Source organism: Streptomyces sp. ICC1 (assembly GCF_003287935.1).
Classification (GTDB): Bacteria; Actinomycetota; Actinomycetes; order Streptomycetales; family Streptomycetaceae; genus Streptomyces; species Streptomyces tritrimontium.
Map to the genome: position 1 here is coordinate 358,189 of NZ_CP030287.1, position 12,519 is coordinate 370,707.

At 69.5% G+C, this 12,519-nt stretch carries 15 protein-coding genes; 5 read left to right on the plus strand and 10 right to left on the minus strand.

Going from position 1 to position 12,519, the window contains the following annotated elements; genetic code table 11:
* Positions 1–13: 13 nt before the first annotated feature.
* From DRB96_RS01655 to DRB96_RS01690, 8 genes are all read right to left on the minus strand, one after another.
* Positions 14–889 (minus strand): universal stress protein, encoded by an 876-nt coding sequence (locus tag DRB96_RS01655; RefSeq protein WP_112446434.1) that lies wholly within the window; start codon positions 887–889, stop codon positions 14–16.
* An 11-nt stretch (positions 890–900) separates the two neighbouring features.
* Positions 901–1,353 (minus strand): DUF4389 domain-containing protein, encoded by a 453-nt coding sequence (locus DRB96_RS01660; RefSeq protein ID WP_112446435.1) that lies wholly within the window; start codon positions 1,351–1,353, stop codon positions 901–903.
* Positions 1,354–1,367: 14 nt separating this feature from the next.
* Positions 1,368–2,024 (minus strand): CBS domain-containing protein, encoded by a 657-nt coding sequence (locus tag DRB96_RS01665; protein ID WP_112446436.1) that lies wholly within the window; start codon positions 2,022–2,024, stop codon positions 1,368–1,370.
* A gap of 9 nt (positions 2,025–2,033) precedes the next feature.
* Positions 2,034–2,660 (minus strand): CBS domain-containing protein, encoded by a 627-nt coding sequence (locus DRB96_RS01670; RefSeq protein WP_112446437.1) that lies wholly within the window; start codon positions 2,658–2,660, stop codon positions 2,034–2,036.
* Positions 2,661–2,672: 12 nt separating this feature from the next.
* Positions 2,673–3,278: a CBS domain-containing protein gene (locus DRB96_RS01675; protein ID WP_204357611.1), complete on the minus strand. Its 606-nt coding sequence runs from the start codon at positions 3,276–3,278 to the stop codon at positions 2,673–2,675.
* Between the two features lie 240 nt (positions 3,279–3,518).
* Complete coding sequence (locus tag DRB96_RS01680; protein ID WP_112446439.1) at positions 3,519–4,205, minus strand: CBS domain-containing protein; 687 nt, start codon at positions 4,203–4,205, stop codon at positions 3,519–3,521.
* Between the two features lie 27 nt (positions 4,206–4,232).
* Positions 4,233–5,102, minus strand: coding sequence for a universal stress protein (locus DRB96_RS01685; protein WP_204357612.1), 870 nt, complete (start codon positions 5,100–5,102; stop codon positions 4,233–4,235).
* Between the two features lie 222 nt (positions 5,103–5,324).
* The gene (locus tag DRB96_RS01690) at positions 5,325–5,993 is read right to left on the minus strand and encodes a CBS domain-containing protein (RefSeq protein ID WP_112446440.1); all 669 of its coding nucleotides are present in this window, start codon (positions 5,991–5,993) and stop codon (positions 5,325–5,327) included.
* 2 nt (positions 5,994–5,995) lie between these two features.
* Here DRB96_RS01690 and DRB96_RS01695 point away from each other — a divergent pair, with 2 nt between their 5' ends.
* Together DRB96_RS01695 and DRB96_RS01700 are read left to right on the plus strand one after the other, a co-directional pair.
* On the plus strand, positions 5,996–6,421 hold the full coding sequence (locus DRB96_RS01695; RefSeq protein WP_112446441.1) for a pyridoxamine 5'-phosphate oxidase family protein: 426 nt from the start codon (positions 5,996–5,998) through the stop codon (positions 6,419–6,421).
* 391 nt (positions 6,422–6,812) lie between these two features.
* Positions 6,813–7,688 (plus strand): universal stress protein, encoded by an 876-nt coding sequence (locus DRB96_RS01700; RefSeq protein ID WP_112446442.1) that lies wholly within the window; start codon positions 6,813–6,815, stop codon positions 7,686–7,688.
* A 106-nt stretch (positions 7,689–7,794) separates the two neighbouring features.
* Here the strand turns inward: DRB96_RS01700 and DRB96_RS01705 are convergent, their stop codons facing one another.
* Complete coding sequence (locus DRB96_RS01705) at positions 7,795–8,502, minus strand: response regulator transcription factor (RefSeq protein WP_112446443.1); 708 nt, start codon at positions 8,500–8,502, stop codon at positions 7,795–7,797.
* A 256-nt stretch (positions 8,503–8,758) separates the two neighbouring features.
* Between DRB96_RS01705 and DRB96_RS42600 the strand changes: the two genes are divergently transcribed.
* Together DRB96_RS42600 and DRB96_RS01715 are read left to right on the plus strand one after the other, a co-directional pair.
* On the plus strand, positions 8,759–9,085 hold the full coding sequence (locus tag DRB96_RS42600; RefSeq protein WP_162688427.1) for an STAS domain-containing protein: 327 nt from the start codon (positions 8,759–8,761) through the stop codon (positions 9,083–9,085).
* Positions 9,086–9,211: 126 nt separating this feature from the next.
* On the plus strand, positions 9,212–9,709 hold the full coding sequence (locus DRB96_RS01715; RefSeq protein WP_112446444.1) for a pyridoxamine 5'-phosphate oxidase family protein: 498 nt from the start codon (positions 9,212–9,214) through the stop codon (positions 9,707–9,709).
* 14 nt (positions 9,710–9,723) lie between these two features.
* Here the strand turns inward: DRB96_RS01715 and DRB96_RS01720 are convergent, their stop codons facing one another.
* On the minus strand, positions 9,724–11,406 hold the full coding sequence (locus tag DRB96_RS01720) for a GAF domain-containing sensor histidine kinase (RefSeq protein WP_112446445.1): 1,683 nt from the start codon (positions 11,404–11,406) through the stop codon (positions 9,724–9,726).
* 273 nt (positions 11,407–11,679) lie between these two features.
* Here DRB96_RS01720 and ppk2 point away from each other — a divergent pair, with 273 nt between their 5' ends.
* Positions 11,680–12,474 carry a polyphosphate kinase 2 gene (ppk2, locus tag DRB96_RS01725; protein WP_112446446.1) on the plus strand — a complete coding sequence of 265 codons (795 nt, stop codon included), beginning with the start codon at positions 11,680–11,682 and terminating at the stop codon, positions 12,472–12,474.
* Positions 12,475–12,519 lie beyond the last annotated feature (45 nt).

The window sequence follows — 12,519 nt, forward strand, 5'->3', positions numbered from 1 at the left end:
GCCTTGCCGGAGGCTATTCGTGCGCGATGACGGCGACGGGTGCCTTGGCGTGGTGGAGGACCGCGTGGGTGACCGGGCCGATGTGCGTGCCGATCGAGGACCGTCGGATGCGGCGGCCGACGACGATGAGACCCGCTTCGGAGCCGCCGTCGAGGAGCTCCGTAGAGGCGTGGCCCGCGCTCGCTCGAGAGGTGACGTCTACAGCCGGGTACTTGTCCCGCCAGGGCTTCAGGACGTCTTCCATAGACGCCTTCGCGCTCATCTCGAGCTGGGCGTGGACTCTCGGATCGTACGCCGCTCCGTATCCCACCAGCGGAGGCATCGACCAGCTGTGCCGGACACGGAGGGCGCAGGCCCGGCGCGCCGCTTCCTCGAAGGCGAAGGCGAGGAGCGCATCGCAGGGCCCGCCGATGTCGACGCCCACCACCACGTCACGGGGTGCGTGCCGGCCGTCCGGGTGCGGCGCCGTGTCTTCGCTGGCCCGCACCATGACAACCGGCCGCACCGTCGCCTGAATGACAGCCATGCCGACGGATCCGAGGACGAACCCCGTGACGGTGCCCAGTCCCCGAGAGCCGAGGACGATCATGCTGGCACCGGCTGCGACGGCGGCGAGCATGGCGGCCGGCTTGCCGTCGAATGACCGGATGTCGACCTCCAGTTCGCGGTGCCTGGTGCGCAGCTCGTCGGCTGCCTCGTTCAGAAGTGCCTGGGACCAGTGGCGGCGCACATCGTCCGTGGCGACAGGAATGTCGAACGGCGTCGACCATTCCTCGGCGTGGACGAGGTGGAGTGGCACGCCGCGCAGAAGGGCCTCCCGTGCCGCCCAATGGGCGGCCGCGATGCTTTCTGCGGATCCGTCGAGGCCGACGAGGATGCGATCGTTCATGATGACTTCTCTCAGGCAGGGGCCCGCGCGGGCTCGGGATGTTCGTCTCCGCCCATGTCGAGGCGGAACGGCGGGTACGCATCGGTCATGAGACTGGAGTAGGCCGCGACGCGCAGCACCCAGCGGTTCAGCCCGATGATGAGATCGAAGAGGGGTTCGGGGCCGAGGCTGAACGGGGGGTACCGGTCGGTGCCGAGCGCGCCGTACGCGTCGTACGAGACGCGCCACGACCAGCGCAGGACACCAAGGTTGAAATCGAACAGTGCGCGCGGGTAGCGCTCGGTGAAGAGGACGGCGAAGAACGCGATCACGCTGACCACGAGGAAGGCGATCCAGAGGAAGGCCAGCACGATGTAGTGGGGGATCGCCAGCACCCATTTGACCAGCCACAGCCACCGTGACAGGGGACTGTCCAACCGCGCCGACACGATGACCGGTCGCGGGATACCCATGGCACTGGTCATGTACGTCAACTCCTTCAGGCGGAGGTCGTGTCGTCGATCGCGTATCCGAGGTGCTGGGTGACGGATACCACGCCGTCCACGGTGCGGCAGAGCCGTTCGATCAACGGGATGAGGCTCTTGAAGTCGACGGTTCCGTGCAGTTCGACCCGGCCCTCGGTGACCCCTACGGTGATGGCTGTGGGGCTCTGACGCAGGCCGAGGTCGAGTACGTCACCCGTGATCTCGTGACGGATGTCCTCGTCGTCCCGGAGGAAGATCCGCAGCAGGTCCCGTCGGCTGACGATGCCGATCAGTACGTCCGATGCGTCCACGACCAGGAGCCGCTTGACCCCCTGTGCTTCCATCAGCCTGGCGGCTTCGGCGACGGTCCAGTCGGGCCTGGTACACACGGGGGGCGAGGACATCAGCTCCTCGGCGCGCGTACCCGCGGCTTTGTCCTCCTGCCACGCCTCCCGTTCGGGCAGCGACTGGAAATAGTCTCCTTGGCCTGCGGACTTTGGCAGCAGGTCCCGTTCCGAGATCACGCCGAGCGGATGGCCGGCCTGGTCGACGACCGGGACGGCCGACACGTGGTGTTCCGTCAGGGTTCGGGCGATCTCCTTGAAGGGAGCGTTGCTGGGGACGGTGACGACCTCGCGGGTCATCAGCTCGCGAACTTCTCGATGCCTCATGCTCTTCTCCTACCGCTCAGTGGCTGTTCGCGCGTCGACCGACATGTCGTCCTGTTCGTAGTTGAGCCGGTTGACCACGTCCACGACGCCGTCGACGCTCTGACACAGGCGCAGCACGATGGGGATCAGGCTGTGGCGGCTCACGGTGCCGCTGAGGGTCACGAGACCGTCGGTGACCTCGACGGTCAGTGAAGAGGGCCTGAGCCCGAGGGCGCGGGTCAGCACGTCTTCGAGGATTTCCTCCTGGATCGCATGGTCCCTGCGCAGGAAGAGCTGGAGCAGGTCGCTGCGGCTCAGGATGCCGATCAGCCGGCCGGTGGCGTCCACGACGGGCAGTCTCTTGACCTGGTGTTTGCGCATGACGCGTGCCGCACGGACGACACTCCATTCGGGCTGGGCGGTGATGGCGGGGCTGGTCATGACATCGGCAGCGGTGTTCGAGCCATTGCCGGAGCCGGGCCTGCGGAGCAGGTCGGCTTCGGACACGACGCCCACGGGCCGCTCGGCCTCGTCCACGACGGGAACGGCCGAGATGTCGAATTCCTTCAGGAGACGGGCGATTTCCTTGAACGGGGTGCCGCGCCGGACACTGACGGCTGTGGGCGTCATCAGGCCGGCGACGCTGCGGTGCCTCATGGCCGGCCTCCTTCACGCGGGGACTTCTGATCCGAGGCGCATCGCAGTGACGTCCACGACGCCCGGCACGGTGCGTACGACACGCACCAGCACGTCCTTCAGAGGCGGGTCGTGGACGGAACCGTCCAGCTGGACTATGCCGTTGGCCACGTGGACCTGCACCATCGCCGAGCCGGCGGGGATGAGCTCGGCCATGATCAGTTCGCGGAGTTCCTCCGCGATGTCCGCGTCGGGGCGGAGGTAGATCTTGAGGAGGTCGCCCCGGCTGACCACGCCGACGAGGCGGCCGTCGGCATCGATGACGGGGAGCCGCTTGAGGTGACCGCGGGCCATCAGGCGGGCAGCGCTGGCGATGCTGGCGTCCTTGGTCACGGTGACGGCCGGTACGGTCATCAGCTGGCCGGCGGTGACGGCCCGGGACTCGTCCGCGCCCTGGGCCTTGAGCAGCAGATCCGCTTCGGACACCACGCCGGCGACCCGACCTTCCTCCGACAGGACGGGCAGAGCGCTGATCCGCCACTGCCGCATGGCCTCCACGATCTCCTTGAACGGTGCTCCTCGGTCGACCGAGATGACGGCGTGGGTCATCACGTCGTCGACGGTGCGCAGGTGCTTCATGATCCCTCCAGAACGGCGTCCTGATACATCCGAGCGTCGATGTCACCGCCCGTTGGTGGTAGGGCCGTCAGGGGGCCACTGGGGGCTGACCGGCCCTATGGCCCATGAGTAAAGGGTGCTTTCATGCAATTGACGGAAAGAGTCCCTGAGAGGATGCGGAGAAGCGGCTGATGGCCGTGCACCGCGCAATCGGGATCCGCGAGAAGCGGGCGGGCTCTTTCCGCCCTTTGCCGCGAGGGGTCAATGGGTGGCACGGTTCGGACCGCCGGCCGGAGACAGGTCGTCAACGGCGTAACTGAGGACTTGGTCCACGCTGACGACACCGTCGACCCACCGGCACAGTCGTTCGACAACCGGAATGGTGGACCGCTCCTCGACCCGGCCGCTCAAGGAGACGACTCCTTCCCGCACGCCCACCGCAATGGCGCCCGGGGCCATCCGCAGGGTCCGGACCAGTACGTCGTCGACGATTTCATCGCGTATGGCGTTGTCGCGGCGGAGCATGGGGCGTAGCAGGTCTGATCGGCTGACGATGCCCACCAGCGTTCCGGTTTCGTCGATCACCGGCAGGCGCTTGACACCCCGCTCGTGCAGGAAGCGCGCCGTCTCGACGATTCCCCACTCCGGCCGGGCGGTCAGTACGGGGGTGGACATCAGATCGCCGGCCGTGCGGGCATCCAAGGAGGCGCGGTCCATGGACGCCTCAGCGTGCATGGGGTCACGCCCTTCGGAATCCGGCAGGCCGGCCTGCCTGAGGAGCAGGTCGGCTTCGGAGACGATGCCGATCGGATGGTGGCGGGTGTCAACGACGGGCAGGGCCGAGACGCCGTTGTGGTCAAGGCTCCAGGCGACTGCTTTGAGTGACGCTTCGGGGCTGGCGGTGGCCACGGCCCTGGTCATGACGTCCGCGACAGTGCGATGGGACATGGTCCGATCTCCTTGGGGACGAGGCCGTCAGTCGTGAGCGATGACCGCGATAGGAGCCGCGGCATGGTGCAGGACCGCATGGGTCACCGACCCCAGATGCACTCCGAGAGGCGAGCGGCGCAGATGCCGCCCGACCACGACGAGGTCCGCGCCCGCCGCGGCCTGGACGAGCTGTCGGCCCGCAGGCCCCATGAATGCCTTGGTGGTGACGGTCACGGAGGGGAACTTGTGGCGCCACGGCAACAGCATGTCGTCCAGCATCTGGGTGACGCTCAGGCCGACCTCCCGTTCGTTCTCCGGGTCGGAGAAGGGTGCGTACTGGTACATGGAAGGCATCTTCCAGCCGTGGACCGCGCGCAGGCCGCAGCCCCGGCGGGCCGCTTCTTCGAAGGCGAAGGCCAGGACCCTGTCGGCCGCCTCGTGGATGTCGACACCCAGGACGATCTCTCCGTACGTTGTGGGTCCGGGCTCGTCGGGTTCGTCCGGGACCCGGACGAGTGTCACCGGGGTTTTGGTGGCCACGAGCGTCGACATGCTCACCGATCCGATGAGGAAGCCGGCCAGGCCACCCATCCCACGTGAGCCGAGCACGAGCAGCCCGGCGTCGGCCGCCTCAGCGGCCAGGGCTGCCGCAGGCCTGCCGGCGAGGCACCTCGTGGAGACATCCAGGCCCGCGTTCCGACGTCGTACATCCTCCAGGGCCTCGGTGAGCGCTTCGTCGGCCCACCGGTCGGCTCCCTCACGGCCCCACCCTGGAATCGCGGGGCTGATCGGCCAATCGACGGCGTGGACGAGCCGCAGCGGGACCTCCCGCAGGGCCGCCTCCCGGGCTCCCCAGCGGGCCGCTGCCAGGCTCTCGGGAGAGCCGTCGACGCCAACGGTCACATGGTGCTTCATGGTGAGAACCTCCTTGTGCGGCGCGGGGCCGCGGTTCTCTTCCAGCGTTGTCCACGGTGCAGTGCCCGACGAGGGGCCATGTGGCCCCACGTGGGACCGATCAGTCCCGCATAGCCAATGAAATCCGTTGCCCCGGTGTGCCGCCAGAGCAACGGATTCGTGCAGCATTGCCACCGGCTTGCCCGCATTCCGCTCGCGCATCCACGTCGTCGGCCGTGGCGGTCACCAGGACATCCCAAGGGCGCTGCGATGCGATGCAGTGGGCAGGGAGTCATCGACGCGAGCCGTCAGACGGGGGGCGACGGCGATCACGCCATCGAGCCGGCCGGTGAGGCGGATCAGGACCGGAATCTGGCTCTGTGCCTCCAGCCGGCCCTCCAGGGTGACGATGCCGTCGACCACGTGGACGGTTACCGCTTTCGGGCGCAGCCCCATGGTGTCCATGAGTATGTCCTCGACCACGTGGTGTCGTATCTCCGCGTCGGGTCGCAGGAAGAGGCTGAGCAGGTCGCGGCGCGTGACGATGCCTACGAGGCGGGCCTCGTCGTCCACGACAGGCAGGCGCTCGACGCCTCTGCGGGCCATCAGGCGGGCGGCTCCTGCCGCGGCCTCGTCGGCGCGAACGCTGATCGCCGGTGCCGACATGATCTCACCGGCGGTGAAGATCACCTTCGACGGGAACGTGGCTTCCTCCCGGCCGGCGTCAGGCGCATCGCTCACGAGTGGATGCCCCGCGGCTTCTCGGTCGATCAGGTCTCTCTCTGAGACGACGCCCAGGACGTGGTCCTCGTCGTCGAGGACCGGCAGCCTGCTGATGTCGTGCTGTGCGAGCAGCTTCGCGACATCCTTGAAAGAGGTGGAGGTGACGACCGAGACGACCTCGTCGGTCATCAGTGGACCGCAGCGAAGCGCTGAGACTGCTCGGCACGGTATCGCTGGGACGCATCGTCTTCACCGAGCACGCTCTTCCGGCCGTGCGGCCGGTCAACCATCTCGTGGACGGGGAGGGAATCGTCGTCCGCCTGCAGGGTGGCGGAGAGGTCTCTTCGCTCCTGGCGACGCCCGATGCGCCTGCGGTCGTCGTCACCTACTACGAGGCCGATGTCATCGACCCTGAGACCCGCCTCGGCTGGAGCGTCGTCGTCACCGGATACGCCTCTCTGATCGGCGACGGCAACGAGGCGGACGGGTACGAGGCGTTGCTGCTGCCGTCGGTGAGTCAGACGATGACCAAGGCAGTGCGTATCAGGCCCGATCTCGTCACAGGGTTCCGGCTTGAGACCGAGCCCTCACACGCTACCCCCGTCACCTCTCCGTGACGCGCGAAGGCGCCCGGAGTCGACCAAGCCACTGATGACCGCCGTCGCCGTGAATCCGTCGACGGCCGGGAATCCGGGCCGGGGCACCCTCTGCTGCCAGGTAGTTGGCGGCGCGCCAGTGGGCGTCGAGCTCCGGGATCGGGTACGCGGTCCTGTTTCCGCTCCTGCTCGCGGGGGCCGGGACGTTCGTCGGCTGAGCCGATGCCGACACTCTGCGCTCGCCCGGCTGCCGCCGGGAGGGGATGACCGGCCCCCGGGAAGGGACTGTCGGCCCCTATGGGGCAACGCCCGTCGCGACGAAGGTGAGTTCAGCGGCACCGGTCCCCCCGGCCGGTGCCGCTCCCCTGCCGATCGACCCCGATGCTCCGGCATCAGTACGGAGGACAGACTCGTGAAGCGCACCCTGGTGGTCGGAGTGGACGGATCCCCTCAGAGCCGGGCCGCGGCGGACTGGGCCGCACGGGAGGCCGTACGGCGCGACCTGCCCCTGCACGTGGTCCACGCCTGGCTGTGGCAGCCGCTCGCAGCCCCGATCGTCCAGGACCGCGACACCGAAGCCCACCGCGCCGATAACGTTCTGAAGGAGGTCGAGGGCGAGCTCACCCACCGGTACCCGGAGCTGGCCCTCACCGCGGAGGTGCTCTCCGACGCGCCCGTGCCGGCTCTGCTGCGCGCGGCCAAGGACGCGGAGTTGCTGGTGCTCGGCACGCGCGGGCACGGAGCTCTGGTCGGGTTCCTGCTGGGCTCCTACGGGCGGCAGGTGATCGCGGCCGCCGAGTGCCCCGTCGTCTCCGTACGCTCCGCGCACGGCCGGCCGGTGGCCGTACCGGAGGAGGGTGAGGTCGTCGTCGGGCAGCAGGGCGGCGTGCAGGAGTCCGCCGAGGTACTGCGCGTCGCCTTCGAGGCCGCCGCGGCGAGGAAGGTACCGCTGCGTGCGGTCCGAGCCTGGAGCCTGCCCCCGGTCTACGGGTACAGCCCCGGGTCGATGTGGATCGCCGACCAGTTCGGTGGCCTGGAGCCGTACGAGAAGGCCGCGCTGGAGCAGGCGCTGGAGCCGTGGCGGCTGAAGTACCCGGAGGTCGAAGTCGTCACGCACGTGGAGCAGGGCAGTGGCGGCCACGTGCTGCTGACCGCGGCCTCGGACGCGCAGCTGCTCGTCGTCGGCCGCCGGGTCCGCGAATCGGCGGTGGGCGCGCACATCGGGTCCGTGGCCCATGCCGTCCTGCACCACGCGGTCTGTCCTGTCGCCGTGGTCCCGCACGCCTGACCCGGCCTGGGTCAGGAAGGAGGCCGGGCACGCGACTGTACGGCGTGCCCGGCCCCGCCGCGTGCCCAGCCATCGCGTGCCCAGCCACCGGGTGCCCGGTCGCCGACTATTCGGCGGACGGGACGGGGTGCTGCCTCGGCGGGATCAGCGTGTGGCTGGCGATCACCGCTGCCTGGACGCGACGCTCCACCCCCAGCTTGGTGAACAGGCGCGAGATGATGTTCTTGACGGTCTTCTCGGCGAGGTACAGCCGCTGGCCGATCTCCCGGTTGGTGAGCCCCTCGCTGACCATGACGAGGATCTCCTTCTCCCGGTCGGTGAAGCCGGGCAGACCCGGGACCTGGTCTTCCTTGGGTACGTCGCCGCGCATGCGGGCCATCAGCCGGGTCGTGGCTCCCGGATCGAGCATGGACTGGCCGGCCGCGACCGTACGGACGGCGGTGACCAGGTCGGTGCCGGTGATCTGCTTCAGCACGTAACCGGAGGCGCCGGCCATCACCGCGTCCAGGAGGGCCTCCTCGTCGTCGAACGAGGTGAGCATCAGGCAGGCCAGCTCGGGCATCCGCGAGCGCAGTTCGCGGCACACGCTCACGCCGTCGCCGTCCTGGAGCCGTACGTCGAGGATCGCCACCTGGGGACGCAGTGCGGGGATGCGGATCAGAGCCTGTTCCGCCGTGCCCGCCTCACCGATCACGTTCAGGTCCGGCTCCGCGTCCAGCAGATCGTGCACCCCGCGGCGTACGACTTCGTGGTCGTCGAGGAGGAAGACCGTGATCGGCGGCTTGATGGGGGAGGGGGCACCGTTGTCGTTCATGACGCAACTCCTTCGCCTGGGATCGTCCGGGGCGCCCGAACTCCCGCATCCTGCCTGGCGAAGGGGCCGAACGGACAGGGCCGATAGGCCCTCATCCACCTGCTTCCCCGCGGAGGTAGGCACCATGGGAAGGGGACCTTCGGCCCTTCGCGGGGGGCACATGGGCCTTCCCGGGACCGGTCCGTGTCCGGTGAGCTGGTGCCGCACGGGGAAAGGGGCGGCTCGACCGCAGGGCCGCACGCAGCGTGGAGGTTCCATGACGACCACCTTGATCGACTTGAGGGCCGCGGCGAGGAACGACGGCGACGTGCGCGTCACCTTGGCCGGAGAACTCGACTTCCACACGGCGGGGCTGGTGGAGCCCCGCCTCACCCATCTCGCAGCATCCGGTCACCGCAGCCTCGTCCTGGACCTGTCCGGGATCTCCTTCTGCGACAGCTCGGGAATCGACCTCTTCATGCGTGTGCACCACCGCTGCCGCTTGGCCGGAACCCGGCTCCGGCTGTGTGGCGTGCCGCCTCTGGTGGCCAAGTCGATACGGGTGCTCGGCGCCGACCGTGTGCTGCGGCTCGCAGTGGCCTGATCAGGGCGGTAGCCGAAACCGGTCCCCGGGTCGGGACCATCCGGCCCTGGTTCTCGTGGTGCTCGAGAGGGAGGCTGGTGGCCCGGAAGCCGCAAGGACCGATCGATACCGGAGGAGGTGCGCAGCATGGACGAGGACGGCGGCATACGGCGCACTGATGGTCAGGACGGCGATGCGACGGCCACCCGGCGCATGCGGGAGCTCGACAGGGCGGAGGCGCTCAGACTGGTGGCGACGGTGTCCCTGGGGCGCATCGTCTTCACGCAGCACGCTCTGCCGGCGGTCCGTCCGGTCAACCACCTCGTCGAGGGCGAGGACATCGTCGTGCGGATCCACGACGACGGGGCACTCGCCTCCCTCGTGGCTCCGGCCGATGTCCCCGGCGTGGTGGTCGCCTACGAAGCGGACGCCATCGATCCCGTCACCCACCTCGGCTGGAGCGTCGTCGTCACCGGTTACGCGTGCCCGGTGACCGATGCCGATGAGGTGGCCCGGTTCGCTTCCCTGCTGCGTCCCTGGGTGGGACACCCCATGGCCGGAGCCCTGAGGATCCGCCCCGACCTCGTCACCGGATTCCGGCTGGAGGCGGAGCGGACGATGCAGGAGCCGGCCGGCCTGGGGTGATCGCGTCGGGGCCGTCAGCTCCCGGTGGGGAGCGGCGCCCGCCAAACGAGCCGGCTGCCCCCCTCGTCGGGGCTGTCCACGGTGAAGGATCCGCCCAGGCTCTGCGCCCGGTCGTCGAGGTTGCGCAGACCGCTTCTGCGGCCCTGGGCCGGGATGCCCCTGCCGTTGTCGGAGACCGTCAGCACGATCTCGCCCGGTTCTGCCTTGAGCGCCACGGCGACCCTGGTCGCCCCCGCGTGGCGCGCGGCGTTGCTCAGGAGCTCGCCCAGCGCCGCCATGGCGTGGTCGGCGATCTCGGACGGGACGTCCGTATCGAGCAGGCCCTCCATGCTCAGGCGCGGCGGATGGCCGAGCGTGGTGGCCGCTTCGCCGACGGCCCGGGCCGCGCGGGCCCGCAGACCCGGTCCGCTCTCGCGGTCCTTGGTGCGCAGACCGAAGATCGTCGAGCGGATGATCTTGATCGTTTCGTCCAGGTCCTCGACGGCGCGGCTGACGCGTTCGGCGGCCCCTTCGTGCTCGACGAGCCGTGCGGCGCTCTGGAGGGTCATTCCGGTGGCGAAGAGCCGCTGGATGGCCAGGTCGTGCAGGTCCCGCGCGATCCGGTCGCGTTCCTCCAGCAGCGCTATCTGCTCCGCGTCCCGGCGCCGCTCCGCCAGCTCCAGGGCGATCGCCGCCTGTCCCGCGAAGGCGACGAGCGGCTCGAGCTCGTGCTCGCCGAAGGCGGGTTCGCCGGCCGGGCGGGCGAGCAGCAGTACGCCCCTGCTCTCCCTGCCGGCGGTGCCCAGCGGGACCGCGACGGCGGGACCCAGCCCGCCCTGTGCCTGGGAATCGGCCGGGTAGCGGTCGTCGTCCGAGGCGTGCAGGACCGTGACGGGTTGCCCGGTCCGGTGCGCGGTCCCCGAGAGGGTTCCCGCGTAGGGCACGACGAGTCCCTGCCTGGCCTTGCTGTCCGCACCGGCGGCGAACTCCACGATCAGCCCCTCGGCGCCGGGAACCGGCATGGAGATGTCCGCGATCCGGGCCCCCGTGATCTCCTGGGCCCGCAGGGCGATGAGCTCCAGCACCGCCGGACGGGAACTGCCCGACAGCAGGCTCTCGGTGATCTCCGCGTTGGCCTTCAGCCATCGCTGCTGCCGCTGCGATCCCTCGTAGAGCCGGGCGTTGTCGATCGCCACGCCCGCCGCCACCGAGAGGGTGGAGATCACCGTCTCGTCCTCGGTGTCGAAATCGAACCCGCCCCGCTTGTCGGTCAGGTAGAGATTCCCGAACACCTCGTCCCGCACCCGGATCGGTACGCCGAGGAACGTGCGCATGGGCGGGTGGTGCGGCGGAAACCCGTACGACGAGGAGTGGGCACCGAGATCAGTGAGGCGCAAGGGCTCCGGGTGGTGGATGACCTCCCCGAGCAGGCCGTGACCGGCCGGCAGGGGACCGATTTCGGCGATGGCCTCCTCGTCGAGCCCCACGGTCAGGAACTGCGACAGGGTGCGGCCGTCGGGGCCGATGACCCCGAGCGCCCCGTAGTCGGCGTCGACGAGCAGGGCCGCGGCCTCCACGATCCGCCGCAGCACTTGGGCCAGATCCAGCTCCCGGCCCACCGAGACGACGGCCTCCAGCAGGCTGTGCACCCGGTCCCGGGTGCCGCGCACGGCGTCGATGCGTACTTGGAGCTCGTCGAGCAGCTCGTCCAGCCGCATCCGAGGCACTTGCGTCAACGGATCCCCCACACCCACGTGTTTCCCCTTCGCTGCCCGCCCCGTCCGGAGCCAGGCTATCGGCACGGCCGGGCCCGATGGGGCATCCACCTGCGGTCACTGCGGACGGGGAGCGCACGTCAGGTGAGAGCTGGCGGTGAGAGCCGTGCCGGCTCCTCGACACACCTGTGCGAAGCGCGACGCATCCTTGCGCGGAGGTGCGTGCCGTGACCGACTTGAACGCAGCACTGGACGGCGAGAGGGACGGTGGCGGCGATGGGTCTCAAGAAGGCGGTCTACGAGAGAGAGCTGCTGCGGCTCCAGACGGAGCTGGTCAAGCTCCAGGAGTGGACTCGCGTGGAAGGTGCCCGTCTGGTCGTCGTCTTCGAGGGCCGTGACGCCGCGGGCAAGGGGGGCACGATCAAGCGCGTCGCCGAGCACCTGAACCCCCGTGTCGCGCGCATCGCGGCCCTGCCCACGCCGACCGGTCGGGAGCGTTCCCAGTGGTACTTCCAGCGGTACGTCGAGCATCTGCCCGCCGCCGGCGAGATCGTCCTCTTCGACCGCAGCTGGTACAACCGCGCCGGAGTGGAGCACGTCATGGGGTTCTGCACGCCCGCCGAACACCAGCGCTTCCTGCGCCAGTGCCCCGTGTTCGAACGGATGCTGGTCGAGGACGGGATCCTGCTCCGCAAGTACTGGTTCTCCGTCAGCGACGCGGTGCAGGAGGAGCGGTTCCGGCGCCGCGCGGAGGACCCGCTGCGCCGGTGGAAACTCTCCCCGATGGATCTGGAGTCCCTCACGCGCTGGGAGGCGTACTCGAGGGCCAAGGACGAGATGCTCGTCCACACGGACACGGCCGATGCCCCGTGGTACGTGGTCGAGAGCGACGACAAGCGCAGCGCGCGGCTCAACATGATGGCCCACCTGCTGGCCTCGGTTCCCTACGAGGACGTGGCCGTACCGTCGCTGACCTTGCCGCCGAGGCCGCCGTCCACGGGCTACGAGCGTCCGTCCAAGGACCTGCAGACCGCCGTACCCGACCACGCGGCCACCCTCGGGAAGGACTGAACCAAGCCCGGTCACCGGCGGGCGAGGCCGAGCGGACCGTCAGAA

Coding starts and splice junctions, on each gene's coding strand:
- DRB96_RS01655 (WP_112446434.1), bottom strand. CDS start 889: ATGAACGATCGCATCCTCGTCGGCCTCGACGGATCCGCAGAAAGCATC.
- DRB96_RS01660 (WP_112446435.1), bottom strand. CDS start 1,353: ATGACCAGTGCCATGGGTATCCCGCGACCGGTCATCGTGTCGGCGCGG.
- DRB96_RS01665 (WP_112446436.1), bottom strand. CDS start 2,024: ATGAGGCATCGAGAAGTTCGCGAGCTGATGACCCGCGAGGTCGTCACC.
- DRB96_RS01670 (WP_112446437.1), bottom strand. CDS start 2,660: ATGAGGCACCGCAGCGTCGCCGGCCTGATGACGCCCACAGCCGTCAGT.
- DRB96_RS01675 (WP_204357611.1), bottom strand. CDS start 3,278: ATGAAGCACCTGCGCACCGTCGACGACGTGATGACCCACGCCGTCATC.
- DRB96_RS01680 (WP_112446439.1), bottom strand. CDS start 4,205: ATGTCCCATCGCACTGTCGCGGACGTCATGACCAGGGCCGTGGCCACC.
- DRB96_RS01685 (WP_204357612.1), bottom strand. CDS start 5,102: ATGAAGCACCATGTGACCGTTGGCGTCGACGGCTCTCCCGAGAGCCTG.
- DRB96_RS01690 (WP_112446440.1), bottom strand. CDS start 5,993: ATGACCGACGAGGTCGTCTCGGTCGTCACCTCCACCTCTTTCAAGGAT.
- DRB96_RS01705 (WP_112446443.1), bottom strand. CDS start 8,502: ATGAACGACAACGGTGCCCCCTCCCCCATCAAGCCGCCGATCACGGTC.
- DRB96_RS42600 (WP_162688427.1), top strand. CDS start 8,759: ATGACGACCACCTTGATCGACTTGAGGGCCGCGGCGAGGAACGACGGC.
- DRB96_RS01715 (WP_112446444.1), top strand. CDS start 9,212: ATGGACGAGGACGGCGGCATACGGCGCACTGATGGTCAGGACGGCGAT.
- DRB96_RS01720 (WP_112446445.1), bottom strand. CDS start 11,406: ATGCGGCTGGACGAGCTGCTCGACGAGCTCCAAGTACGCATCGACGCC.
- ppk2 (WP_112446446.1), top strand. CDS start 11,680: ATGGGTCTCAAGAAGGCGGTCTACGAGAGAGAGCTGCTGCGGCTCCAG.